The organism is Paenalicyclobacillus ferrooxydans (assembly GCF_001399675.1).
GTDB lineage: Bacteria > Bacillota > Bacilli > Alicyclobacillales > Alicyclobacillaceae > Alicyclobacillus_B > Alicyclobacillus_B ferrooxydans.
Window position 1 is genome coordinate 339,070 of the sequence record NZ_LJCO01000008.1, and the last position, 25,308, is coordinate 364,377.

Annotated in this window: 27 protein-coding genes; 20 read left to right on the forward strand and 7 right to left on the reverse strand. The window is 50.2% G+C overall.

The annotated features are described in order from the left end of the window. The first annotated feature begins 49 nt into the window (after positions 1–49). The 12 genes from AN477_RS01640 (at position 50) to AN477_RS01695 (ending at position 10,260) form a co-directional block, all read left to right on the forward strand. A complete protein-coding gene (locus tag AN477_RS01640; RefSeq protein ID WP_054967429.1) occupies positions 50–1,213 on the forward strand; it encodes a hypothetical protein in 1,164 nt (387 codons plus the stop codon). Beyond that, positions 1,191–2,429 carry a CpaE/TadZ family protein gene (locus AN477_RS01645; protein WP_054967430.1) on the forward strand — a complete coding sequence of 413 codons (1,239 nt, stop codon included), beginning with the start codon at positions 1,191–1,193 and terminating at the stop codon, positions 2,427–2,429. Before AN477_RS01640 ends, AN477_RS01645 begins: the two co-directional genes overlap by 23 nt. Beyond that, a complete protein-coding gene (locus AN477_RS01650; protein WP_054967431.1) occupies positions 2,426–3,190 on the forward strand; it encodes an SAF domain-containing protein in 765 nt (254 codons plus the stop codon). The genes AN477_RS01645 and AN477_RS01650 overlap by 4 nt, the downstream gene beginning before the upstream one ends. Continuing rightward, entirely contained in the window at positions 3,187–4,503 is a 1,317-nt protein-coding gene (locus AN477_RS01655; RefSeq protein WP_054967432.1) for an ATPase, T2SS/T4P/T4SS family, read from the forward strand. Before AN477_RS01650 ends, AN477_RS01655 begins: the two co-directional genes overlap by 4 nt. Positions 4,504–4,522: 19 nt before the next feature. Next, positions 4,523–5,437: a type II secretion system F family protein gene (locus AN477_RS01660; RefSeq protein WP_054967433.1), complete on the forward strand. Its 915-nt coding sequence runs from the start codon at positions 4,523–4,525 to the stop codon at positions 5,435–5,437. A gap of 19 nt (positions 5,438–5,456) precedes the next feature. Beyond that, on the forward strand, positions 5,457–6,266 hold the full coding sequence (locus AN477_RS01665; protein WP_054967434.1) for a type II secretion system F family protein: 810 nt from the start codon (positions 5,457–5,459) through the stop codon (positions 6,264–6,266). Positions 6,267–6,339: 73 nt separating this feature from the next. Beyond that, the gene (locus AN477_RS01670) at positions 6,340–6,543 is read left to right on the forward strand and encodes a hypothetical protein (protein WP_157061761.1); all 204 of its coding nucleotides are present in this window, start codon (positions 6,340–6,342) and stop codon (positions 6,541–6,543) included. 22 nt (positions 6,544–6,565) lie between these two features. Continuing rightward, a complete protein-coding gene (locus AN477_RS01675; RefSeq protein WP_054967436.1) occupies positions 6,566–6,862 on the forward strand; it encodes a hypothetical protein in 297 nt (98 codons plus the stop codon). Between the two features lie 66 nt (positions 6,863–6,928). Continuing rightward, positions 6,929–7,381, forward strand: a complete 453-nt coding sequence (locus tag AN477_RS01680; RefSeq protein ID WP_054967437.1) for a hypothetical protein — start codon at positions 6,929–6,931, stop codon at positions 7,379–7,381. Next, positions 7,378–7,893 (forward strand): hypothetical protein, encoded by a 516-nt coding sequence (locus tag AN477_RS01685; RefSeq protein WP_054967438.1) that lies wholly within the window; start codon positions 7,378–7,380, stop codon positions 7,891–7,893. The genes AN477_RS01680 and AN477_RS01685 overlap by 4 nt, the downstream gene beginning before the upstream one ends. A gap of 13 nt (positions 7,894–7,906) precedes the next feature. Beyond that, complete coding sequence (locus AN477_RS01690; RefSeq protein ID WP_054967439.1) at positions 7,907–9,685, forward strand: Ig-like domain-containing protein; 1,779 nt, start codon at positions 7,907–7,909, stop codon at positions 9,683–9,685. Positions 9,686–9,756: 71 nt separating this feature from the next. Beyond that, entirely contained in the window at positions 9,757–10,260 is a 504-nt protein-coding gene (locus AN477_RS01695) for a prepilin peptidase (RefSeq protein WP_054967440.1), read from the forward strand. A 183-nt stretch (positions 10,261–10,443) separates the two neighbouring features. Here AN477_RS01695 and AN477_RS01700 read toward each other — a convergent pair whose 3' ends face one another. Both AN477_RS01700 and AN477_RS01705 read right to left on the reverse strand, forming a co-directional pair. Next, positions 10,444–10,824: a HEPN domain-containing protein gene (locus AN477_RS01700; protein WP_054967441.1), complete on the reverse strand. Its 381-nt coding sequence runs from the start codon at positions 10,822–10,824 to the stop codon at positions 10,444–10,446. Then, the gene (locus tag AN477_RS01705; protein WP_054967442.1) at positions 10,811–11,155 is read right to left on the reverse strand and encodes a nucleotidyltransferase domain-containing protein; all 345 of its coding nucleotides are present in this window, start codon (positions 11,153–11,155) and stop codon (positions 10,811–10,813) included. The genes AN477_RS01700 and AN477_RS01705 overlap by 14 nt, the downstream gene beginning before the upstream one ends. A 383-nt stretch (positions 11,156–11,538) precedes the next feature. Here AN477_RS01705 and AN477_RS01710 point away from each other — a divergent pair, with 383 nt between their 5' ends. From AN477_RS01710 to AN477_RS01725, 4 genes are all read left to right on the forward strand, one after another. After that, on the forward strand, positions 11,539–12,597 hold the full coding sequence (locus tag AN477_RS01710) for a ParM/StbA family protein (RefSeq protein ID WP_054967443.1): 1,059 nt from the start codon (positions 11,539–11,541) through the stop codon (positions 12,595–12,597). Further along, positions 12,594–12,872 (forward strand): hypothetical protein, encoded by a 279-nt coding sequence (locus tag AN477_RS01715; RefSeq protein WP_054967444.1) that lies wholly within the window; start codon positions 12,594–12,596, stop codon positions 12,870–12,872. The genes AN477_RS01710 and AN477_RS01715 overlap by 4 nt, the downstream gene beginning before the upstream one ends. A 137-nt stretch (positions 12,873–13,009) precedes the next feature. Continuing rightward, positions 13,010–13,807 (forward strand): hypothetical protein, encoded by a 798-nt coding sequence (locus AN477_RS01720; RefSeq protein WP_054967445.1) that lies wholly within the window; start codon positions 13,010–13,012, stop codon positions 13,805–13,807. Between the two features lie 242 nt (positions 13,808–14,049). Next, positions 14,050–15,216 carry a hypothetical protein gene (locus AN477_RS01725; protein WP_054967446.1) on the forward strand — a complete coding sequence of 389 codons (1,167 nt, stop codon included), beginning with the start codon at positions 14,050–14,052 and terminating at the stop codon, positions 15,214–15,216. Between the two features lie 90 nt (positions 15,217–15,306). Here AN477_RS01725 and AN477_RS01730 read toward each other — a convergent pair whose 3' ends face one another. The 5 genes from AN477_RS01730 to AN477_RS01750 are packed head-to-tail and all read right to left on the reverse strand — an operon-like array spanning position 15,307 to position 18,145. Then, positions 15,307–15,585: a hypothetical protein gene (locus AN477_RS01730; RefSeq protein ID WP_054967447.1), complete on the reverse strand. Its 279-nt coding sequence runs from the start codon at positions 15,583–15,585 to the stop codon at positions 15,307–15,309. Continuing rightward, complete coding sequence (locus AN477_RS01735) at positions 15,585–16,067, reverse strand: ArsI/CadI family heavy metal resistance metalloenzyme (protein WP_054967448.1); 483 nt, start codon at positions 16,065–16,067, stop codon at positions 15,585–15,587. The genes AN477_RS01730 and AN477_RS01735 overlap by 1 nt, the downstream gene beginning before the upstream one ends. Beyond that, entirely contained in the window at positions 16,064–16,489 is a 426-nt protein-coding gene (arsC, locus tag AN477_RS01740) for an arsenate reductase (thioredoxin) (protein ID WP_054967449.1), read from the reverse strand. Before arsC ends, AN477_RS01735 begins: the two co-directional genes overlap by 4 nt. A 19-nt stretch (positions 16,490–16,508) precedes the next feature. After that, the gene (locus AN477_RS01745; RefSeq protein WP_425388111.1) at positions 16,509–17,801 is read right to left on the reverse strand and encodes an arsenic transporter; all 1,293 of its coding nucleotides are present in this window, start codon (positions 17,799–17,801) and stop codon (positions 16,509–16,511) included. Between the two features lie 5 nt (positions 17,802–17,806). After that, a complete protein-coding gene (locus AN477_RS01750; protein WP_054967451.1) occupies positions 17,807–18,145 on the reverse strand; it encodes an ArsR/SmtB family transcription factor in 339 nt (112 codons plus the stop codon). Positions 18,146–18,407: 262 nt separating this feature from the next. Here AN477_RS01750 and AN477_RS01755 point away from each other — a divergent pair, with 262 nt between their 5' ends. The 4 genes from AN477_RS01755 (at position 18,408) to AN477_RS01770 (ending at position 25,110) form a co-directional block, all read left to right on the forward strand. Continuing rightward, a complete protein-coding gene (locus tag AN477_RS01755) occupies positions 18,408–20,594 on the forward strand; it encodes an ATP-dependent helicase (RefSeq protein ID WP_054967452.1) in 2,187 nt (728 codons plus the stop codon). Positions 20,595–20,823: 229 nt separating this feature from the next. Continuing rightward, entirely contained in the window at positions 20,824–21,576 is a 753-nt protein-coding gene (locus AN477_RS01760; protein ID WP_054967453.1) for a metal-dependent hydrolase, read from the forward strand. A gap of 68 nt (positions 21,577–21,644) precedes the next feature. Then, complete coding sequence (locus AN477_RS01765) at positions 21,645–24,200, forward strand: type IV secretion system DNA-binding domain-containing protein (RefSeq protein WP_157061762.1); 2,556 nt, start codon at positions 21,645–21,647, stop codon at positions 24,198–24,200. Between the two features lie 85 nt (positions 24,201–24,285). Beyond that, positions 24,286–25,110, forward strand: a complete 825-nt coding sequence (locus tag AN477_RS01770; protein ID WP_054967454.1) for a hypothetical protein — start codon at positions 24,286–24,288, stop codon at positions 25,108–25,110. Positions 25,111–25,308: the final 198 nt, after the last annotated feature.

Below are 25,308 nucleotides of genomic sequence, written 5' to 3' on the forward strand. Positions count from 1 at the left end.
CCGTTCCCTGAGAGGGTGTACGGTATCGTTCAGAAAGGAGGCCAACATCGTGCTGTATCTGGCATTTCCAACAGATTTACGAGACCGATATCAGAACAGTCAGTGGCTGGTATACGGAAAAATGGTGAGCGAAACGCGATTCACACCAGAGGACATTTTGGTGCTGTCGGAGTGGACCATTCCTGAACGGATGGAGATGGTACAAACCCTATATCGGGTACGCGAACAAGGCGCGCGTGTGATTTTTATTGGCCCGTCGCAGAGTGACACAGACGATTTTAGACGGCAGTTGTGTCTGATGGGTGTCTTTGATTTTGCATTTTTCGGTGATGAGATTTTGCTCGGTACGTTGGATGAGCTGATTGAGCATCCCCGAACGCCGATGGATGTCAAAGCGTACATGGAACAGGGTAATGACGCATTGACCGACCTTCCGCCCGTCGTCGACGTGTATGAAGCGGACACAGCCTCTGAACCAGAACTGGCAGATGCGACAGATGAATCCCGAGGGTTTGGAGGAATCGGACAGTTATTTCGAAGGCATAGCCATGAGAAGGGGCATCCTTCGGGAGCGACCGCGGAGGATGGTCACAACGGTACGAACATCGGTGTTCGAAAGTTTGTCTGGCCAAATCCCAAGGCGGTTCGTGTTCGACTGCTCGGTGAGCCAGGGTGCGGGAAAACATTTGTTGCATGGAATCTGGCTGCAATTTGCAACCGTCGAGAGTTGCCTACTGCGGTCGTTGAGGAGAATTTGTTGCCGCTCACAGACTGGACGGACATCAAGACCGGTGTACATGTGGTTCAAGAGGCACCGAAAAAAGGGTATCGCGTACTTCTCGATACCAGGCCGCTAGCAGAACACATCTCATCAGATACGGATTTGGTGATCGCCGTATGTTGGGCAGATAAAACTCGAATTGAACGATTGGCGCTAGCACTTCATCAACAGATGATGTCACCCGATCAAGTTTGCTGGGTCATCAATGGTCACGATGCAGCGTTGTCCCTTCCTGTGAAACTGGATGGCGATTACGTCGTATTGCCTAATGAACCTCGCCAAATAGCAGCCATGCGGATGAAACGGCCATTGGCTGACCTGGATGACACCTTCTCCGCGTTGCTGAACCCCATTGCGGATCGTATTTCCGAGATGTTCATTCAAAACTCGAAAGGGGGAACGGCCCTGCATGTGGATGCTGTTGGAATATGACCGAGTCTTGCAAAACAAAGCCATATCCGTGATGAAACGAAGCGGGATTCAAGCAACGGGTGTCGATCACGAAGAACAACTCGCGCAAATTCAATATGCCAGCGTTCAGCTACTGCTGATTGGTGCAGGGTGGCAGGAAGCGACAATCAGTCACCTGCGGGAGCAGGGTCTGTCGTGTCCATCAATCTATATTGCCGCTGACGTAAAGGACGAGAGTTATGAGTTGGCTCGAATGCTCGGTTGTGTGGATGCCGTCTCTTATCCGCTGCCAATCGACTATTTGAAACGGTGGGCACCGGTTGTAAAGGATTTGGCATCACCGCAAAGCGTCACTGAGGAGGAGCTTTCGCCTCTCGATGAGGTGTTGCGGTCGAAGAACGTCCTGAACAAGAAACAAACCTACACGCGTGCCCACACAGTACATGAAACCACAGAGGTGGATGAAACATCCACTTTCGGACGTGGGCGCGTGATCGCTGTACACAGTGCACGGGGTGGTGTTGGGAAATCAGTTCTTGTGTCCATGATTGCCAGGCAGATGGCTGGACGGAATTACACGGTTGCCGTTGTTGATTTGGATCCGAAAGGGAATCTCCTTGCCATGCACCGTGGACAGGCCGCGGTGACAACGGACGAATGGTCGCGGCTGCCCGCACAGATGGATGAGCGCATGGTGAAACAGTCACTCGTGCAGATGAACGGATTTTATGTGTTGCCAAGCGGCAAGAGCCGAGACGGTGTGGACGCCAGTACACTACGCCGGATGATTCATCATCTGGCACAGTACTTCGATTTGGTACTTGTCGACACGACACCTTCTGCACAGGCAACGTACACAGCGCTCGAGTTGGCACAAAAAATTGTATTTGTGATGACCCCGGAATGGGTGTCGTTCAAACGGTTTATCGATGAATACCAGACAGTTCGTTATCAGAAGACGGCAGAGAATGTGACGGTGGTGATCAACCGCATCCGCAAACGGGTGTCGGAGCACGCTCGTACGTTACGGTTGCTCGAAGAGGCAGATATCCCCTCCGACATTGTGCGGGTTCCAGAGGATCGGACCCTGTATCGTGAACTCATTGGTGCTGCTGCGCTGGTGGGTGGGAGAGACGTAAGGGATGGGTTAGACCACCTTCTCTCTGCGCTGCGTTTGGATCCTGCCATGGGTTCTACCAAACGCGGTCTTCGACGGAGACGGAGGTGGAACGGGTGAAAACATCCAGACTCATGTTCGGCGTGAGTGTCGCCCTGGCGCTCGGTGCTGGGGGAATCGCCACGACCGTCCTGCTCAAGGCGAGCCAAACGGAAACGGTGGTCGTGTCGACACACAACTTACAACCTTATAAACAGATTGGGCCATCCGACGTAAAAGTCGTGACCGTTCCGAAAAGCTCAGGGATTCAGGGACCTGCGACAAACGAGGGGGATGTGATTGGACACTATCTGTCGTTTGCGGTGCCAAACGGATACCCGATTACAAAAGGGGACCTAAATGCCTCCAGCAGTTTTTCATCATTCCTCACACAATATGTAGAGAAAACAGGGAAGCCAGGCATGCTGCTATCGATTCCTGTTCAGTCTCCTTTGTCTCAAGTTGTAAACGCCGGGGAAAGTATTGCGCTGATTGTGCCCAATCAAACAGGAAGCAGTCCATCGTTTCAAACCATCGAACCGGTTCCTGTGCTTAATGTCTTGCAGCCAGCCAAAGGGGGTTCGGCAACGGCGCTTCTCGTGTTTGTAACGGAACAGGATTACAGCGTGCTCGCTCCAGCGATTTTGAACAACAATGTGCAGATTGGGCTCATCCCACAGAACGGTTCTTTTACGGCACCACAGGCCATTCAGTTACCCACGATGCCAATGCAATCTGGGGATGCGGCGAATTCGTCACCCGTTACATTGACCCGTACACAGGGTAAGCAGTCATCTGTAATGCCAAACAATTCCACCTTGAATGGAGGCACGCACGGATGACGATAGACCACAGCTTGGAAGGATACATCCATACACTGAAACGCATTGCGCTGAATGATGCAAAAGTCTCTCAGTCCGGTGTGACGCGTAAAGAGATGTACACCTACCTGTACACGAAATCCGTAGAGCCTGAGTCGTATGTACCGGTTGAGTATCGCGAGAAAGTCATTTCCTCCTTGCTCAATAGCTGGTACACCTACGATGTCCTTCAGGGGGCCATGGATGACCCGTATGTCAGCGATGTGCACGTGATTGGGTCCACCACCATCGTGAAACGCAATGGGTCCAATTACGAATCTACGGAGTCACGGTTTCCATCAGAAGATGCGCTCATGGAGTTTATCGCGAGAAAGTTGGAGAATACGCCCTATGCTTACTCGCTCGCATATCCGATTACGGATGCCATCCTGCCAGATGGTTCCCGGGTCAACATCATTGGTGGACCGAGCACGCGATACACCGTACGGGATGAAAATGGGCGGCTCATTACAGAACCGCGGACCATTGTAACGATTCGCAAGCCGATTTACCCGTTTTCTATGGACGATCTCGTGAAGTTACAAATGCTCGATGAGGAGACGAGAGCGTTCTTCAGGCTCATGATGCAACTCGGAGACAGCTTCATCATTGCTGGGGGTGTAGGTTCTGGAAAAACGACTCTGATGAATGCATTGACAGGAGACATTCCGAAGGGACTCCTATCGATTTTTGTGGAAGAACTTCCCGAAATGACGCCGCTCACAGACTGGTGCATCCGGCTCACTGACCGAAGCCAAAACGTTGAGGGCAAAGGGCGACTCGATATGGCGACCAACATCATCAATACGCTGCGAATGGATAACGACAACGGATATATCGGCGAGGTGAGAACTGCTTCAATCGCACACTTATTCTTGCGAATGAGCTTGCTGGTGAAACGCCAAACGGGTACGACGTTTCACAGTCACATCGGCCACAAGAACAACGTGGAGGGTGTGCTCACGCGGTTTATCCTGGAAGCCACAGAAGGGGCCGGTGCACAGGCGTCCTACTTAAATACAGCCAGTCGAATGGCCGATAAAATTCGCCATATCGTGACGACGCGGGACACCAAGTATGGGAAGCGAGTGACCGAGATTGGTGAAATCATTGGGTTCGATTTTACGGAACGAGCGCTGTTATGGCAACCCATCGTTACGTACGACTTTTTTAAAGACGAGTTCTGTTTCCACGGTGTGACCGAAGGAATGATCGACCGGGCACGCGTCGAGGGGGTCGATGTGGCCTTGCCAGTCAACGTGGAACCGGTTCGTAAATACCAGTTTGCATCGTGAATAAAGGGGGCACGTGTCCATGACTATCATCGCCGGTGCCAGGATCTTCGGAGTACTGGTCACCATGGCACTGGCCATATGGGCCATCGGCAGAGAGCTACAGAATGTCGAATGGAAGCAACGGATCCGCGTCGTCATGGAGGAGCGTTCTGAAACACAAGGTCGTGTGGGGAACCTGTGGCGGCAATATCTGTTTCGAATCAAGGTACATCGACTGATTTTGGACAAGCCGTACAAGGCACAAATCGTCTCGATCCATGTGCTCGCGCTGTTTCTTCTGTTTTTCGGTATCACTCTGCTCTTGCATTATTTCTTTGTGATCGGACTCTTCGTCAGTGGCGGGCTTTCACTATTTCTATACGAAAGGTTTTGGTTCAATCGAGCGAGGAAGAGAAGAGAAGAAATCACAGCTGCGTGGCTGTACGAGGCGGTTCCAATTGCCGTTCACGTCATCACGGCGACCAAGCGGCTGGATCAAGCGATTCTTCGTATGACCCAAATGACCCATCACGTCCATCTCAAAGAAAAGTTGATGCGGTTATCAGAAGTCATGCATGCCCCACAATTCGCGACACCGGAAGATGCGTTTTTGTTTTGGGCAAACGACATGGCCATACGGGATATTGAGTACTTCGCACTGGCGACAAAAGAAGCAAAGAAATACAACGTTCCCATTGAACAACTTTGGATTGATATGGCCGATTTACTGGGCAAGGACCTGGAGTATAAACGCGGCATTCGTGCTCAGACGGCTCATCATCGCTCCGGCGGCTACATTTTCTACGGGATGCTCGCAGGGACATTTCTTGTCGTGTATCCATTTACGTCGAAATTCATGACGGAAAGCACCCGCGTTTTATTTTGGGCCGTGATCGGAGTCATGACCATCGGGTTATATCTCATCATGCGTGAGAGCCAAAGGATCGACGCATAGAAGGGAGGGAGCGGGGAGGATGAACTTAGAAGCCATTCTGGTTGGCGGGCTGATTACATTATCCGGTTTATTTACCATTGCATCACGGCAACAGGCTGCCAAAGAGTTTATAGTACGTGTCTTTAAGCCGATACACGGGTCAAGCCGCAAACATGGATTCAGTCTTGCAACATACAAGGCCATCTTGCAAGCGGAAGCGGAGGCGATTGACGAACCTGAAAAAGCCACGCTATGGATGCGTCTCGCGATGATTGCCAGTGCCATGGTTGTGTCTCTCTGTGTGTTATTGAGACAGCCCGCTGTGCTTTTCTTGATTCCGCTGGTATTCGCGATGCCATTGATGGTGGCTAGAACAAAGCGTACGGCACATCTGCGTCGGCTTCGCGAACAAACGCGTGTGTCGGAAATACTGATTGCATTTCTGATGAAGTCGGGGGCCACCCTTTCTGACACACTATTCATTTTGGAAAAGAAAATGGAATCGCCGATGCGCGAGAAGATTGTGGAGGTCAACCACAAGAAGCGGTTGACTACGCTTCCGGATGCACTTCATGCACTCTCCGAATCGACAGGCATCACGCAGTTAAAAGACTTTGCGATGATCGTTTCTGAGTCGGAAACGTATGGAACCCCTGTCGCAGAAGCGCTGCTTCGGAGCTTGCAGTTGGACACAAAGATTCGCGATGCGAACGCGGCCAAACGGTATGGAAACGTGCAACTGCAGCTAGGTCTCTATGCCACGCTGCTCATCGCCATGCCGGGATTTGGTTTTGTGATATATGCCATGTTTGCCTACATGATGAAGTCGTTCATTGGGATGCCGTTTTAACGGAGGCTCATGGCACGAATATGGCACGCCCCGCAGGAGACAATTCGGTATCTTGACGGTGGAGGTGACATACGTGCTGTCGTCTAGACGAGGTCGGGTCACAAGGTTGTGGCGATGGCTTGATGGTGAGTACGGCGGAATCATGGATGAGTTTATTGTGACCGCAGGCATGTGGATCTTTTCAAGTTTGGTCGTCATGATCCTAGCGGGTCTCATCTGGGCTGCACTATCTGGTGATGTCAAAGCAATGACAAGTGTGCTCCAAAACCTATTTTAAAACTTGGGAGGAGAAACAGGGAATGAGTCAATGGATTCGCGTAAAAAGGTGGATTCGGTCAGACCGTGCAAATACAGCGGAGGAAAACAGCAACCGCGGTCTGTGGTGGATTGCAAGCATTCTCGCAGTCGCCATCGTGGGTGGCGTTGCGTATTTCATGATTGGTCACATGGTAAGCCAGGCGCAAGGTGGCGCATCTACCCTAACCAGTAGCTTGAGTACACAACAAGGACTCACACAGTTGGCGCAACAAGCTGAAAGTGGGAGTATCACCGGTGGGCAAGCGACCGTGGGAAGTGGTGGATTCAAGGCTCCGTAATCGGCATGAGGTGGAAGGGACAGGCCGGGACTCGGTCTGTCCCTTCTCTGAATGGAGGCGTTTTTCTTGCCGAGTAATTTAATCACGACGTTTTTCATGATCTGTGTCGGGTTCGCGGTCGCCATGATTCTGTTTTTAGCCCCGCCGCTTGTCGTCATGAAATTGGAACTTGCTACGGTAGCGCATAACGCAGCACGGGTTGCGGCAATCACGGGTAGTGTGCAAGATGTTCAAAACCAAATGAACGCAGATCTAAGAGCGGAGAACCTGCCCACGACATGGAACGGGCAGACACTCTTCCATGTGACCGAACTACAGGTCGGCCAAAATGGACCGGGGTATCTCGTCACGTCCACACCAACGTCTCCAAGTGCGACGGTTGAAATCCAGTACAATGCACCGCTGCCATTTGATAGGGCGCTGACATTGTTTGGTGGACCTGTTCTCAGTGCTACCGTTCCGATGACCACGCGAGCATCGTATTGGAACGAGGTACAGTACACGGGGGCCAATCCATGACGAAGTTAAAGGAAGTCCTGAGCAAGCGCTGCTATCCATTTCTACGCCGGGAGGACGGGTATACCGTTGCCATCAATCTGACGTTTCTCTTTGTCACATTGGGCATGGTCGTGCTCGCAATGCTCATGTGGTTTGGGACGGCGATGACCGCTTATGCATCTCTGAGAAGTGCTGCGACGAGTGCTGCATTTGCAGCACAGGCCCAAGTTGCTGAGCAAAGTTCAGGTTCCGGAACGGGGTTTTCGACCGGGGTCAATTGGGTCCTTCAAAGCGATTATCAAAGTGTTGCAAACACGCTCTTTGAGACCCAAGCGTCCAACCTTCACTTGGATCACGCCTTTACGAACTTGCAGTGTGCTACCAGTTCAAATGGAAATCAAATTATTGTGACGGCCACAGGTTCCTACCTGCCGCTATTTTTACAGAAGGTTTCTCAAAGGTATCCGGTGATTGAGGCATTGTCGATTCCCATGAAGTCCACGGTGATGGACGCATACAAAGTCGTAGGTTAGGGGGTGGAAAGCGATGGAACGGGAGATGAACATACTCCTTTGGTCGATATTTGGGATTGGGGTGTTGACCGTTGCAGTCATCCCCTCCGCGTGGGGCATGCTCGGTCATACCACAGCGGCGGGTAGTGTAGAGAATGCGAACATGGCCCAGGTGTTATGGGGACAATCGACGCCGGTTTCCGAGACCGTTTCGCAGATGGCGAATGACAGCGGTGTGGCTATTATTCCGGGGGCCACCGCACCACATATTGAAAGTGTTGCGTGGAATACGTCTGTTTGGGGACCGGAACTCACGCTAACAGGCTATGGTTTTGGCAACACGCCGCAGAACCAAAACGGGACACTCACCATCGGTGACCAAAGCCGGGGGTGGGTGGCTGGGAACGCGGCGAGTTACGGTGTCCAGCCAACGATTCAAACTTGGCGCAATGACAAGATTGTCGTTACGGGTTTTGCGGGTTATGGCCAAAGTGATGCGTCCAATTGGAATGACGGGCTCGGTAGTTGGGTGTTTGCACCCGGAGATAACCTCGCGGTTCAAGTGGAGAATCCACAAACAGGGGTGGCAGGGACGGATAACGTCACATACCCAGAGAATGCGCCCATGCCTTCACTCCGTGTGAACGCCATCGCCAAGAATTTGACGGGAGGAACCGTTACAGACATTTCAGGGGACGTCACATTTGGTGGGCAGTCACTGTCCAATCAGGTGGTCAATGTTTCCGTGACCGGTGGGACACTTCAGGGAACCGCGTATCAGAATAACACGAGCGAGTATGTTGTGCAGACAGACGCGAATGGCGATTTTTCAGTTCCCTATACCGTGCCGAATCAACCAGGTACGTATCAGGTGTCTGTGATGGTCGATAGCGTTAGTTCGTCCGTGTCCGTGACGGTGTGGGCCCCAAAGATCGAACTTCAAGAAAACACATCTACACCAGAGATCGGGCAGAGTGATTTGGTGAGCGGACAATTGACATCGAATGGAACCCCACTTGTAAATGAGGTCATTACGTTCAGTACAACAGGCGGTACGATTTCGCCTACGACCGTGACCACGGATGCGAACGGAAGGTTTCAGGCAACGTACACGGCCCCCAATACATCAGGAACATATACGATCACGGCTCAAGGTGCTGGTACTTCTGCGCAGTCCTCGATTACGGTGACAGAGCCGCCACTGAGTAAAGGCCCAGTGATGAATAACATGCCGTCGCAGTGGAGCGGAAATTGGGCTTCCCATATGTACTTGACGAATTTGCCGAGTGGCGCACAAATCCTTGCGACGAACGGATCACAACCAACGGCTGCCTATTTCCGCTACGGGAATGGACAAGTATTTGTTGATACCCAAACGGTTGAATATTACTACAATAGTGCTGCCTGGGCCACGACGGAGTGGAACAACACTATCAATGATTTCTTATCCCCCAGTCACAAACCCGTTCTTCTTTTGAATGACGGGGCGTCTTGGGGAAGTAATCAACAGGCCGTGTCAGCAATTGAACGGGCGGTTCAAAACGTGACACAAAATTCCTTGTCGTCGCCAAGCATTCCGAACATCAATCAGTACGGAACGATTGTGATTGACGCGGTTCAGGACAGTTACTTTGCACAGAATCTCGAACAAGTCATACCACAATTAGATACCTGGATTCAACATGGTGGAACCCTCATCTTCGATTCCACAGACCAGGCAAATTCAGGTGTGGGTTGGAACATAGGACCGGATGGGATTTCGAATGTATGGGACTTGCAAGCAGAGAACTATTTGGCTGGAAACATCCGATAGTCTTGCTGTCGAAGATTCAGGTGGCGCAGGGAAATCTCCCTGCGCCACACCGTTATAGAGGGGGCGAGAATGTGGGTACCGCATTCCTTCATTTGTTTCCGGCAAACGCATGGCACTGGCATGGATATGCGGAGCTGATGATATGGATTGGGCTTGTGGTTTATACGGCAATTGCCGCATGGATTGACTTTCGTGAACGGCGCATTCCAAACAAGTGGACTCTGCTATGGCTGCTCCTGTTTTTCGGAGTGCATGTGGCGAACCAAACCTTAGAATCGTCGCTTGTGGGATTCATTTTAGTGGCCGTGCTGATGTACATCCCGACTCTTCTCGGGCTGTGGGGGCAAGGAGATTGGAAGATGTCGATGGTACTTGGGGCAGCCATTGGCGCACTGCCAGCCCTTGTGATCTGGTTTGTTGGGTTTTTATTTGTACCATTTTTGAAGCCTTGGATCTACCGAGCAAGTCTTCGGCATCTTCCAGAGGGACAGGCACGCAGTATTCCTGTTGCAGTGCCAGTATTTGTAGCAACAAGCGCCATGTTCGTTGTGCTTTTGTTCTTCAACAGGATGTAGAGGCGATAAAGATTGTTCGTTCAACCTATTGTCGACTTGTGGACCGGTCGGCCTGCTGCGTATGTACTGACAGATGAACATGCGAGCCGTTCCATATGGCCCTTTGTATCGAACCATCTGTTTGAAGTTTTCATTGCGCCCGCAGTACAAAAGCGACAATAGTGGAGCTTCGAAAAATGTGGATCAATCGATTAGTCTGTGAATCTCATCAAGGAGTTTTTTTGTACCTGTTAACAATCCTTCAGCTTCGTCTTCTTCAAACAATTGGACATCATAGTCAGCATCCGAACGCTGATCCATCAACCGATTGTATAGCTTGGCCGATTCCCGCGTGATCAAACCTGTTTTTGCGAGTTCCTTGTTCACGAAACTTCTGACCTGTCTGTGCTTGTTAGCTAAAACGCCTTGTTGGATCATATAGGCAGTCGTAGCTTGAAAAGCTGAGTAATACAAATTGCTAACGCAACTGTCGTACCGTCCCTTTGAGAAATCGTCGAGGGCCGATTCGTATTTCTCCTCGGACTTCCGTAACATGACCATTTTTGCCTTTTTATTGTAGGACAAGAGGAACTCCCTCCCGTTCTACATTTTCTTTAAGAAGAGGATTGATTTCATCTCCGACTTCCCAATCAGATTCATTGTAATATAAACATTCTAAAGCCACACCGTAGTCAATGTTGACATCCGCTGCAATGTCAGACAGCAGCCACCTATCCTGTTTGTCTTTCTTTCTCCGGGTTAAAACAAGGAGATCGACATCGGAATATTCTTTTGCTTCATTTCGCGCTTTCGAACCAAACAGTATGACCTTTGAGACGTCAAGTTTGTCTTTGATTTCGGCGTACAATCTTTCGATTGCCTCTGTCTCGCTCTTCGTCAATGAAGAACAATTCATGTCCAATGCCCCCCCTTCCTGAGTTCGGAAGTTTCACTACTATCATTATACCCTTCAACCGTGTAAACCCGCGACCAACTATCTGTGAAGTCGAGCAACCGCCTTGAAATTGACTATGAGTAGTTTCGGTGTAGGTAGTACTTTCGGGTCATAGCAACAGTCTTTGCGAAAAACAGCCTTTCGGATTGAATGGGGATGGTAAACCGGTCTGTTTGCTACCCATAACTACATGTCTCATGACAGCACAGTGACGGCACATTCATGGTGCCATGACTGCACGAATGGTCCCAAAATGGCACACGATGGTGCCGTCACGGGCCCATAATGATGTTGTCACAGCACAAACATGGACCCATCAAACAATAATTCGGGAGGGATTGTGCATGAAATCGATTGGACTGGATGTAGGGAACGGAACCACTTGTCTCGTCGCTCGTCGTGAGGATGGCTCCGTTTCACGTAGGATGTTTGCTTCGACTTATGGACTCTACGACAAGGAGAAGGAGAAAACGGCGATTGGAACGCCGAAAGATCGTGCCAGTGGTGGATCACGGGCGAACGTTTTCACGTTACATGGCCGCGAATATGTTATTGGTTACCAGGATGTACAAGCTGTGGGGAGCACGCCAATGAGCACGTATGGTCGTGAGGAGCGGGTTCATCTTGGGGCATATCAGACGATGACACGGTTGGCATTACTAGACGCAGCGACGATGGACGGAGAGACCGGCGTGATCGAAGTCGCGTTGGGATTCGGTCTGCCAAATGAAGATTATCGGGAAGAAAAGTTGGCTGAGTTCACGAAATGGTTCCAAGAGCCTGTCACGGGTGCGAAAAATGGCGAACAAGTGGTCGTGATGGTCAAGCAGCTTGAGCTTTTGAGCCAGCCCATTGCCGTTTTGGTGGACGCCTATTTTGATGACGAGGGGTACGTTCAAGACGAATCCATTGAATCGGAAAATATACTAGTCATCGATAGTGGATCCGGCACGTTAGATATGACTGAATTTCGCGGGATGAAGCTTCAAAAGCAGGCGAGTGAGGCCATTGGGATGAATGACGTGTACCAGCGTGTGATCGAAGAGATCGAGAAACGCCAGCCGAAAGTTCGGGCCGACGCGTACAACTTGGAATACCAAATTCGTAGCCAGGATGGGCAGCAAGAATTGGTGTATCAACATGGTACATTGTCTATTCCGATCACGGACTTATACGTGAATGCGATGAACGACATATGGATGGACATGGTCGGGCGTGTGGAGCGGCGTTACCCGGATCGCATGCGATTCAATCGTGTACTTTTGGCCGGGGGAACGGGAGATGCATTTGCACAACGGTTTGCGCAGTGGATGCCGCACATTCAAAAAACAACAGAACCACAACTCGCGATTGCGCGGGGACTGTGCAAGTATGTTGTATCGCTCGTTGGAGCCGCAGAATGAGCAAACTCCGTCGATTCCCACTCACCTACGACGAGGAATTCGATGCAGACATTCACAAAATGTTGATGGAAACGCCTCAAAAGCGAAGAAGTGAGCGACTGCGACAACTCATTCGTCTCGGTTTGTCCGTCGAGTCTGGTCATTATGTGGAGCCGACGAATCGAGTGCCCCAACCTAAACAGCAGCCGTCAAACAACCTGGCTATTCAGTCAGAGCGTCCTGTGGAACCTTCCAAGCGAGTACGTAATCCACTCAGATTTGAACCACCATCGTAAACCCATACACCGCCACGTCGCCTGAGGACGTGGCTTATTTATTTGCATCTGGCACTGAATTGGCATGTATCAAAGTGATCCCCATGGTAGGGTCATCCCAGTGCAAAAAAAAACTTAACGAGAAGGATGTGGATTTGATGGAACAGGAACGAGAACAACGTCTTGAACCGCCAGAAGTGCGTAGTTTTAATGGTGATGATCCCATTCAAATACTCTCGTTGTTCCGGCAGACGATGTCGCGAATGAATGAGCAATTGTTGCACCTTACCACCAAAGACGGAAGCGAGTCGGTTACATCCGAATTGGAACAGATTGAGGAATACCAGGAGAGAGTGGAGACCTACCTGCTTGAGGAATGTTTTGGACGTCTCGCCTCGTATGAGTGGCGAACCAACAATGTCGTTCTAGAGCATCTTCCCAGCGATATTCGATTTGTCCCTACATCCGAGGGGGTCACGATTTCAGACATCCCGCTTTGGATGATAGGTCACAGGAGCCGTAAGAAATTGCCGCCGATGTATCACCGAGATCGCCCAATGATTCGGAAAATCCCCATGTGGCAAGCCTTGGTGGGTCATTTGAAAGCTTCTTACCTACAATCCGTATTGCAGGAGAATAACATGCTTCCGGACCGGCCATCCGACTACGCTCACATGGTGTTTCATTTTCACACGGGTCATTTCCAAGTACGCGATCTGGATCACTATGAGGTAGCCCCCATCGTGAACGCATGTGTGTCGAATGGATTGTTTGCCAGCGATCACCCCAGTCGATTGTCTTTGACGATGATTTGGAACAAGGTGACGGGCGAGCCCCGTTTTGATGTACACGTTCGATATGTGGCTTGTGCTGCACCTCTACCTTTGGATTTAGGAATGCTTCTAGGTTTGGATTTACAGAAATCGTCTAAATCCAAAGGCGAAATCCAAAGGTAGAACACACGAAATCCTCGGTGCGAGTAGGCAGTATCACGAATTGCGCGGTGCAGACCGCCCTTGGAAAAGTGACGAGGGGAAGTAAAGGACGTTTTGGGGATTGGATGTTGGTGAAAACAAGGTGGCCCCTGATGGGGCTAAACCGTTAGGTTTAGTCACGGCAGGGGCCACTCCCACATGAGCCACAAAGCCAATCGGTGGTGGTAAATCGAGTCACATACAGGGGGAGGGGGGACCACGATATGGGCAAGGTGTCGCAGCAGTGGGAGCAGCAAACCAATATCCGCGCAGACGAGGTGTGCAAGGCACTCGTGCGGATGCCGCTCATGACGTATGTACAAATGGCGCGATTGCTATCGATAAGCCCGCAACAAGCGCGTAACCTCGTAACCCACACTTGGGACAGGTTGTGCGAGCAGCCATATCACAAGGCGTATCGTTCACCCAGATTCAAATTTGGTAGCAACCGGTTGAAGGCAATGGTTAAATTGACTGACCCAGCAATGGATACATGGTCGAAACAGGAGGGGGTAGCATCCCGTAACCAAGTCAAGCCGAAGGACATTGACCGCGTGCTCACCGTTACAGACATTTTGGTTGAATTGAGACTTCGGGGCGCGCTCTATGATAACTGGGATATGATGCTCCCTCAAACCGTCAATGAGGGGTTGCACGCATGGCTGGTTCGCAAGGATGGGTACAAAATGGGGGTGTACGTATTGCCGACGCAGTACGACCAAATGGAGGACGCAAAACGAACAGTGATTTTACGGGGGATTATCCGCAGGGTGACGCAACATATCGGCGTGACGGACACGTTGTTTCTGGTGCCTGCCCAGCAATACGAAAGCATTCTGCGAATCATGACGAAGCTGAAAAACGATGGGCATTCTTTGTTTTTGTTACCGCTTGAACCATTGCTAACGGAACCGGAATGGTTCTTAAACGCAATTGCAGACCACGAGAAACGGGCCATGGAAGCACTTTGGCCACTACTGGACGTGCAGGAGACCCTACCGTTTACGGCTCAGTATCAATATGCTGCACTTTGTAAATTTGGTCCACGATTGTGTCGGTTCATTGATGTGTACAGCAATGGTAGCGTCGACCGTGTACGAACATGGCTCAGCTCGAGGAATTCGTTTGCCTATCAGGTACCGGGAACAGGGGAAGCGGCTAAGGCGTGGGTATATGCATATCATCCAATCATGACGGAGGTCCTGGCGACAGTTCTAAGTGAGCGAGAGACCATAACGGAAGTCTATCCGTGGCCGGAGGCGGCTCGCTCTGTGTCATCGAAAAACGCTGCCTTGGTGTCCGACAACCGGGAGGATTGGAGTCTATTTGATGATACTTGGGGGCAGATGAACAGAACAAAAAGCCACAGTGATGAGTTGCAGAAGGTATAGACACAGACTTTGCTAAGACTTTGGGCCACATCCCCAGATGAAACGAAAGCGTCTCGGCTTGTCGTTCGAGACGCTTCGCATTGAACGGGATTAACAATTGGTTTGCCCGACCAAGACAAGCCCTGATCCCGCCTCAGTGCTTTTAAAATCTAAGCTAACGTCTTGTGTATGTGGAACCACGCGATTTTCGATGGCAACCTTAATATCGTTAATGATTTGGACAATGTCATCGTCATGTGGTTCATCTAGCGACAATCCAAGTTTTGGACCACAACAGCCCGCGCCAGCAAAAATCACACGAATACCTTCTGCATTGTGTTCTTTCAATAACCTGTCCACATATATCTTTCCAGCATCCGTAATTTGCATTATGCATTACCCCCTCTCGACGGAACTTCAATTTGTATAAAGCTTGGTTGCGAAGGTGGAGCACAGCAAAGAGAGAGATTATGACGTGCATCGTCTGCCGACTCAAACTCACTGTCTTCTTTAGTGAAGAAAATCTCCCACGCGTTGCCGTCTGGGTCGTAAACCCAAACCTTGTCTTGCACGGCATAACAGCAAGTTGTGTTCATTTCATCGATCAACACTAAATGATTTTGGCGAAGTCGTTCACCCATTGCCAATACTTCTTCGGTATTGTTCACTTGAAAGCCAAGATGATTGAGTACACCATCTTTTTCAAACGGACGTACGTTCAACGAAAAGTGAAGGGCTGGTTCATCCAGTTCAAATTTGGCATAGTTTTCTTTAATCTTCGTCGGTTCTGCACCAAAAAACGCACGGTAGAACTTCAGGGACGCCTCTAAATCACTGCAATTGACAGCGATGTGCATTCGTTTGATCGTCATTGGCTGACTTCCTCCTCAAGAAACTTGGCAATGCGGTCTTTAATGGCGTCACGGACCTCGTGAAATTTTGCAGTAACTTCTTCTTCCGATCCTGTTGCTCTAGCAGGGTCTTCAAATCCCCAGTGCAGACGGTTCACGGTTGGCGGCGTAACAGGGCATTTGTCATTTGCGTCCCCGCACAGCGTAATAACGTAGTCAGCTTTATTCAAAATCTCAGGGTCAATCAACTCTGATTTGTGATGGGAAATGTCGACTCCTGCCTCTTTCATTGCTGCGACGGCACGTGGGTTCAGTCCATGCGTCTCGATCCCTGCGCTGTAAACATCAATTTTGCCTTGTCCGAGGTGTCTTGCCCATCCTTCAGCCATCTGACTGCGGCATGAGTTACCGGTGCAAAGGAAGTAAATGAGTGGTTTTTTCATGTAAGTCTCCTCCTCCAAATTAGTGAATCAGTGTTAGCCATAAGTAGAGTCCTGTCAGTGTCACAAAGAGTGTTGGAATGGTTAGCACAATACCGGTCTTGAAGTATTGACCCCACCCGATTTTCACACCTTTTTGTGACAGAACGTGTAGCCACAAAAGCGTTGCCAGTGAGCCAATTGGCGTAATTTTTGGTCCGAGGTCGCTTCCGATGACATTCGCATACACCATGGCCTCATGCATCACGCCCGTGGCGTTTGTTGAGTGAATGGCAAGTGCATCAATCATGACCGTCGGCATGTTGTTCATGATGCTTGACAGAATCGCCGCGACAAAGCCCGTGAAGAGCGTACCGCCATAGAGACCACCACCCGTCGACCATTGCATCAGGTGACCCAACAACTTGGTCAGCCCTGCATTTCGCAGTCCATACACGACCACATACATACCAATGGAAAACACAACGATTGCCCACGGTGCAGACTGAATTGTTTTCCATGGGGCAATGGTCTTGGTTCGTGTCCCTGCAATTAAAAAGACCAGCGCAATCACAAGAGCAACAGCAGATACCGGAATATGGAGAAGCTCCGTCAAAATGTAGCCGACGAGCAAAATTACGAGAATAATCCAGGATGTTTTAAACATGCCATTGTGCTTAATCGCGTGTGTGGCTTCTGGTAAATCACTCGGATTGTATTCTTTCGGAATATCTTTGCGAAAGAACAGATATAACATCAGGAGACTCGCACCGAATGAGAATAAATCAGGAACAATCATGTGAAGGGCATATCGAATAAAGCCAATCCTAAAATAATCTGCCGACACGATGTTCACCAGGTTACTCACGATGAGTGGCAACGAAGTGGTATCCGCAATGAACCCACTTGCCAAAATAAACGGAAACATCTTCTTCATGTCGAACTTCAAAAGTTTTACTTTTTCAAGCACGATCGGTGTCAAAATGAGTGCGGCACCGTCGTTTGCAAAAAACGCGGCAACAATCGCACCGAGGATAGAGATGAAAAGAAATACCTTCCGTCCATTCCCCTTCGCAGCGTGTGCCATTTTCAAGGCTGCCCACTCAAAGAATCCAATTTGATCAAGAATGGTCGAAATGATGATAATGCCAACGAAGGACAGTGTCGCATCCCATACGATTTTGGTCACAGACCACACGTCACCCAAATGAACGACGTGAAGCAGCAAGGCAAGAACTGCCCCACCTAACGCACTCCAACCAATTGACAGCCCTTTTGGTTGCCAAATCACAAACACCAATGTAATCACAAATACGCCGATCGCTAACCATGTCATGAATGTCATGAATTCATCGCACCGTCACACTGGACGAGTAAGCCTTTCTCTTGAAGCTCATTTAGTTCATTCGTCATGTCAGGCAAATTGTTTAGCGATACACCAATCTCATTCAATCGATCACGGTTGAGCGAGTAAAACACCCACATTCCTTTGCGGGTTTCTTTCACGATGCCTGCGCTCTTAAGTCTGCTCATGTGTTTCGATACCGCAGGCTGCGAAATCCCAAACAAAGGAACCAATTCGCAAACACAACAGTCTCGGATATTTAACAAAGCAATGACCTTGAGCCGTGTCGGATCTGCCAGTGCTTTTAGGGCATCCGCTAGGCTTTCAAAGTTCATATGTACATCACTCCTCTCCAATATAATAACCATATCGTTATGTAATTATCAATAGCTGTGGAACATACGCAGCGAATTCTGAAGAAGGACATTGTCGATATACCTCAGGAGATGGGGATGAGGTATATTTTGACGCCTCGTTTTCCTACTACTACACGCCGTACGAGAATGCGGATGTGGCACAAAGTTGGCGTTCGAACACATCACGTGTCAGCTACCCTGTATCTGATATCCTGCTGTAATCGTCGGGGAGGGGTACAAGATGGGGACTTGGATTCGGGCTACCGTAGGACGGCGCAACTTCAAACTTGCGTATGCAGACTTGATACAAGGCGATGCTGCCACTCAGGAACTTCTCCATGAACTGTACGAGGCACGCGCCGAAGTTGCATGCATGTGTGATGACAAGCCGATCCCTATGCACATCCGGAGAATTCGAATCCGCCCTCCGACGTATTGCCTCGTGACGAATAAGCATCATCAGCATGCTGAATCCTGCTTTCGCGGTAACCGCCCCCTCACGACGTCCAAATCAATCCCATCCACCCTGCGTGACGATGCTCCCGAAGTTCCCAACAAGCAAATCCAGATGATATCCGCAACGTCCATAACCGCGGATGACTACTCGGACCATACATTCAATCCAGACATATCACGGGACGAAAGGAGAACGTTCGTGCCAAACGTAGTAGAACTCAATGCTGGACAAAGAGAGGCGGCGATCCATAAAGACGGTCCATGTATTGTTGTCGCGGCGGCTGGGTCAGGAAAAACGGCGATGCTCATTGCGAGGATGAGCTTACTTGTAGAAAACAGCGTGAAACCGGAACGGATTCTTGCGTGTACGTTCACCCGTAAGGCGGCAGACGAAATGAAGGATAGATTGGTTGCTGTCCTTGGGAGCCGTGGAAATCAGATTACCATCGGAACGATTCACTCGATAGCCTACCGTATGGTGATGCCGCAACTCGGTCAGGGTTGGAGTGTGGTAACGGAACCTTCGTGGTTGATTGAACAGGTACTGGAATCACCAGGCGGGTCACACAATCGTCATGGGGTAGGGAAGATTTTGGCGCAGAACGAGGCGACTCTTGGCGTGTGTCGCGCAAAGGCGAATGCACTTTGGCCGATGCAGGTTGACGGGGCACTAGGGAAGGTGTACAAGGCATATGAGAATCTGAAGTTAGAGAAAAAGAAGCTGGATTTCGAGGACCTCCTACTCCATGCTGTGCGCCTGTTTCAGACGCGCCCTGACCTCGCACAACAGTGGCAAAATCGCTTTGACTATGTTCTGGTCGATGAGTTTCAAGACGTCAACCAGATACAGTGGCTGTTTTTATGTGAATTGGTGAAAAAGACGCGGAACTTGTGTGTGGTTGGTGACGATTGGCAGAGTATTTACGGATTTCGGGGTGCCCGGCCTGCGCTGATGCAGTCGTTTCTACGGCAGTTTCCGAATGCGAAGAAAGTCGTGCTGTCGATGAATTATCGGTCGCATGACCTGATTGTCGATCTCGGGAATCGTGTTATCGAATTGAACCAAGGGCACCAGATCGAAAAGCGTGTGCAGGCGAACCGTGGCATCTCTGAAAGTGCCGTTGTTCAGATTGTGACTGTACAGTCAGACGTGGAGGAAGCGCGTTTTGTCGCGAATGAAATTCAGCAAATGAAAGAAAGGTGGCCAGAAGTTCCGTACAACGAGTACGCCGTGCTCTATCGGACGAATATACAGTCCCGCGTGTATGAAGAGGCTCTGGCCGAACGTGGGATCGCTTATCAGATTGTTGGGGACAGCCATTTCTATGAAAGCCGGGATGTAAAGGTGATTCTCGATTACCTTCGTATGGTGTGTGACAAATCGGATCCGACACTGTGGGGACCACTGATCAACCGTCCCAAGCGATTTGTACCAAATGCAGTCGTACGCGACGTGCAACAGGGTGGCTGGGAAGCTGTGAAAAATCATGAGAAGTGCCAAGCGTTTATAAGGACCATCACAGAACTCGAGAAACACTTGTCTCCAGCGGATGCCATCCGATGGCTCGTTGAAGCTGAACCCGGGCTTGTTCGGTCTCAAGATGATTTAGAGCCGATAAAGTGGGTCGACTCGCTCATCCATTCCGCCACTCGATATGAAACCATACCTGAGTTCTTACGGTTCGTGGATTGGGTTATCGAGTGGAGTCAATCGCCAAAGCGGGACGCTGTGCAATTGATGTCTATTCATCGGAGCAAAGGATTGGAATTCGAAACGGTATTTGTAACAGGTCTGGTCGAAGGACTGCTTCCGCACAAAAAGTCGCTGACAGAAGAAGGGGTACGTGAAGAAACCCGCCTTTGCTATGTCGCCATTACTCGCGCAAGGGAAAACCTTTATCTCTTATCGTCTGAGACGTATGGCGATACGGCGTTTGAAATGTCACGGTACATCAAAGCCCTCCAGGGATGAGCAACCTGAGCGTATGGATAAGACATCGCAAGACAATTCAAATCAGTGAGGCGATGGGATTCGAAATTGCCGCTCAATCGTTTCACTGAATAACGAATGACACGAAGATGGCAAGCATCGACTCGACCAGTGAGTTACCTTCATTCCAATTGGATCAAAAACCATCAACGGTATACCCAAAGACGTGATAGCCTAGGGAAAGTCCGCATCACGAGGAGGGCTATCTATCATGCTTGGAAGAACCCACATGGCCATAGGGGCACTGGGCGCAGCGACTTTGCTACCGCTCATTGAACATGCACCTTCGGAACCATTGAGGCAGATGTTACACAGTTCATCAGGCTCGACGTCACTGGCCACCGTGGCCACGATGGCTTTTGCTGCCGTTGTCGGGAGTATCATTCCAGACTTGGATCAAGCGGACTCGACGATGGCGCATAAGGTGGAACGGATCGGTCAACTGGCGATCATCGGGGTCCTAATTGCATCCATCCTGTTATTGCACCTTGAGACTTCCATGACTGCCTGGATATTTGTGGTTGTTTTTGGATGGTTGAGTAGTACGAAAGGGAACACATCTCGTCTTGCCGGACTCGGGCTACTTGGTGCCGGGGTGGTTTATCTTGGGCTACATCATGACATACCGCTGTCTGCCGCCATTCTACTGGCAGGTTGGACAGTCGGCGCGATGTTCACCCCTCACCGGACCTTTACGCATAGTCTCGTAGGTCTCTTTATCTTTGCAATGGGTGTTATTGAAGCACTCAAAGGCTTTACCCACCTGCACTTCGTATTTGTCGCAGATGGGCTTGTTCTTGGCTACGCTCTGCACATGGCCGCAGATGCGGTTGCAGGTGGGGTGCCGTTGTTGTGGCCATGGAAACATCGACAAGGCATTCGGCTCGTGCGTACCGGAAGCCCAGTGGACCATTTAATCGGGGGACTTGCGGTGTTGGCTTTTGTTGGACTGATCGTCTATTAACATGCACAAACGGAACACGAGTTTCGACAGAGATACAATAAAGATTTGAATGAGGGAAGGGGAAGGGTATGCAACCACCGACAATCATACCCGGTTCGAGCATCATGCACGGATTGGGGATTATCCCAGGGGCAGTCTGGATCGTGCTTGGTACAGGGCTGGTTGTCTTCTTCTTTTACAAATTCCTCTATAAAGCATTGGGGTTAGGTGCCACAATCGCTGGTGTCCTCGTTCTTGGTGGCTTGGGTTTTGGTCTGGTACGTATTCATCAGGCTGTGGTGCGTTGGCAATCGTCGCTTATCCATCCGACACAACATGCCGAGCGTACACCTGTGAACGGGGCAAACAGTGTAGACTTCCTTCATCCACAGTTTCAGATGCAAAGTGTGTTCCCCAACCTGAATTCGATGAATCCATTGGCTCATCAGAGTCCTTGGCTCATTGCCGCCGTCATCCTCATTGCAATCATGACCGCGGTGACGTTTCTTACATATCGAATGATGTCACCCAGGGCGCGAACCAACCTTCTTCATCGTTGTAGGACAGCCAGTGCCTCTACCGTACAGAAACGAGATCGGGAAGATGGGGACTACGCGCTGGCTGACATCGAGATTGGGGTTCGAAAAGATAATGGTCGGTCGATTGTATTAGAGGGGCGAGATCGCTTTCTTCACACACTGGTTGTCGGGAGTACGGGAACTGGGAAGACCAGCCGTATTTTGACGAAGGGCGTGTATCAGGACATCCGCAGAATGGCTGACGGAAATCCGATGGACGTGATTGTTCTCGATCCCGATGGAGGATTTGCACAGAGTGCACTCGACTTCGCAACAAAGCTTGGCGTAAAGCGAGACGTTATCGACCTACGGGGAGGATCGGGGCATGTCAGCACGGTGTCTTTCAATCCATTTTCAGGCGGGGATATCGCGGATATCGTGGATAACGTCCGCGTTGTGCTGAAGGAGCAGATGGGCGAGCAGGACTCATTTTTTCAGAATGCCCAGGACGATCTCGTTCGTACGGTTATACAGGTCCAAGTGCCACTTTGGCCGGAGACGGACTTCGTTCAATTTGCAGAGCTTGTCACGGACCCTGTACATTTTCGCACGGTGTGTACGATGGTGTATGACCATGCACTGGGGCGAACAGCAGAGCATGGCAAGGGAAAGAAGGACGATGGTGGCAGCCTTTCAGACTTGTGGGCGCATGAACGACCGTATATCGAGGCTCGATATGATGACATGGAGGAGCACCATCGCAGCTTGGTGTTATCCGCCGCACGCTCATTCCTCATGGACACACGAACAGAGGCCAAATTGGAGCACCTGGAGAAAATCACGAAGGGACTCAAAATTGTTGTCAACGAGCTCGCGACCAATGAGCGAATGCGGCAGGTTCTGCGCCGAGGCGAACTACCGATGTTTGATTTTCAGTCGTTCTTTCGGGCGGGCAAAGAAGAGCCTGGTCGGTTAATTGTCGTCATTACCGGCAACCGCACGTTTGGCAAACTGTTCGGGAAGCTGTTCCTCATCACCATGAAGACGTACGCGCTGAGTCGAGATGGTAGTGAGTGGACACGCCGGCCAGTGTATTTATACGCTGACGAGTTTTCAGTGTTCGGAACCGATTCGTTTATTGAGGCGTTCTCACAGATCCGGAAATATCGGGTCGCCATGATGCTGGCCATTCAAGCGCGATCACAGTTACAAGATGTGAGTAAAAAGTTTCTTGAAGTCGTGGAGGGGAACTGTCGTAACAAGATTGTCTTTCCCGCACCATCCTCGAATGACGCAAAGTTTTTTGAGGACGCACTTGGTACGGTGGTCAATGTCAAAGAAACGAAAATGGAGAATAAGCTAAATTGGTTTTGGTTTGACAACCGCAATATTGACCGACGAGTGAGTGCAAGGGAAGAGGTGGATCCGCGTTTTCGGATTGAGGACTTGTCGTATGGCCTCACTAAAGATGAAGCCGTATTCTTGTTGACCCTTGATAACCAGGCTCAGGTGCCATTTATCGGTTATACATCGGTGGCCGATACTTGGGCCAAGCAAAAGCGGGGATTTCTAAGTTCACCATCAGACGCTGGCAGACCCGGTACTACTCACTTGTTCCTGCGATTGAGGCGGAGTGAAGTTAAGCTCACTCCGTTAGGCTTAGTACAAGGAGGTCTGGAGGAAGCAGCGTCTGATTTATCGACCACGAACGTGGCATTACATACGTTGGATGCGACGGCTTTGGGAGAAACATCGTTTGTGAAACCGACGGCGAACCCGAATGAGGTGATACACGTGCAAGCCTTGGCGACGACGGATCCATACGAATCCGTTGAGGAAGATATGGGCAGACAACAGGAGTTGGATGTTGACCCGTTAGAGATGGCCAATTTGATGGAGAACGTTGCATCAATACATCACACGAAAAATGAGAGCGGTCAGGAGCAAGCCACCTCATCTGTGCATCGATTCGATTTGCGTCGGCGAGAAACACCACCTGACGTCCCTAGCGAATGTCGACAGGGGAAACAGTGCCCGGATTGCCAGGAGGCCTATCTTGAGTTGACACCCGATGAGCGAAAGTGGCGTTGCCCGAAGTGTGGATTTAACCGTAAAAATCGCATGTAGGTGGCACGATTTTGGCACGATTCCTATTCCTCTAAGTGTTACCGTGACGAAAGATGCCACAGTCAGTACCGAGAGGAGAATGTAAATGGAAAACAGCCAGGTCATATACGTGAATACCCTCGCTGAAGGGGCGCTGCTGGGGAACCCGGAAGAGATTGCGGACAAACAGCTTCCAGCGGTGGCTAAGGCATGGAAGAAAAGTGCAGCGGTCGCACACTATCGCCTGTTTGGTACGGAGTCGGTGTCACTACGTGGGGAACGCAAGAAGTTTCTGATCGGAGACATCGGTTCAGCGAAAATCATCTTGCCGATGGAAGAGGAATATTCAGGTGTAGCCGCTGCGGATAACCCGGAGCGCTTGCTCAATTATTGGATTTCAGCCGTCATCGATGACTTTGACCTAGAAGACGAAGCGAATCCGGTTCTTGTCCTCAATCGTAAAAAGGCGCTTGAGCGTCTGCGTGAAATCAATGCACGACGAGTGGTTGAGGGCGGACAAGTCTATGGTGTCATTCAAGCTGAAATTCGCGGTGGATACATCATGAATGTGGCAGGCTATCAGGCTTTGATGCCGCGATCGTTTTATGATTGGGATACGAACCTCGTAGGACACATCGGCGAAGGATTTAATGTTCAAGTGGTGTCGATAGGCAACAACGGTCCCCTTGTTTCACGTCGCGATTTGTTGCCGAATCCCTTTCATGCAGTTGGTGATCGGATTCAACGGGGGGCTCGGCTGAGAGCCAGAATCACGCACGTCTATAACGGCCTTTTCAAGGCGGAAATTAGACCCGGCGTTCGTATCAGTATATCGACGCCTAGGATGTACCGGCTGTTACATGTGGGAGATGAGGTGATGGTGGAGGTCAAGGGGAAGAATCGGCGCGAGTTTTATGGGGTTGTGATTTGAAAAGGGTTGCAGTAAAGATATTAGTGAAATCCATCGTGACTATCATAGATTTACATAACTACTCGCCACTACTCTCCATACTGAAGTGGCGAGTTTTGATGTGCCCAAATTCTCACTTATAGCCTGAACACTCGATCTGGACATATATGGCCTTAGGACAACGTGGCCAATCGGACTCATAATCCATTGTGTCTGGTA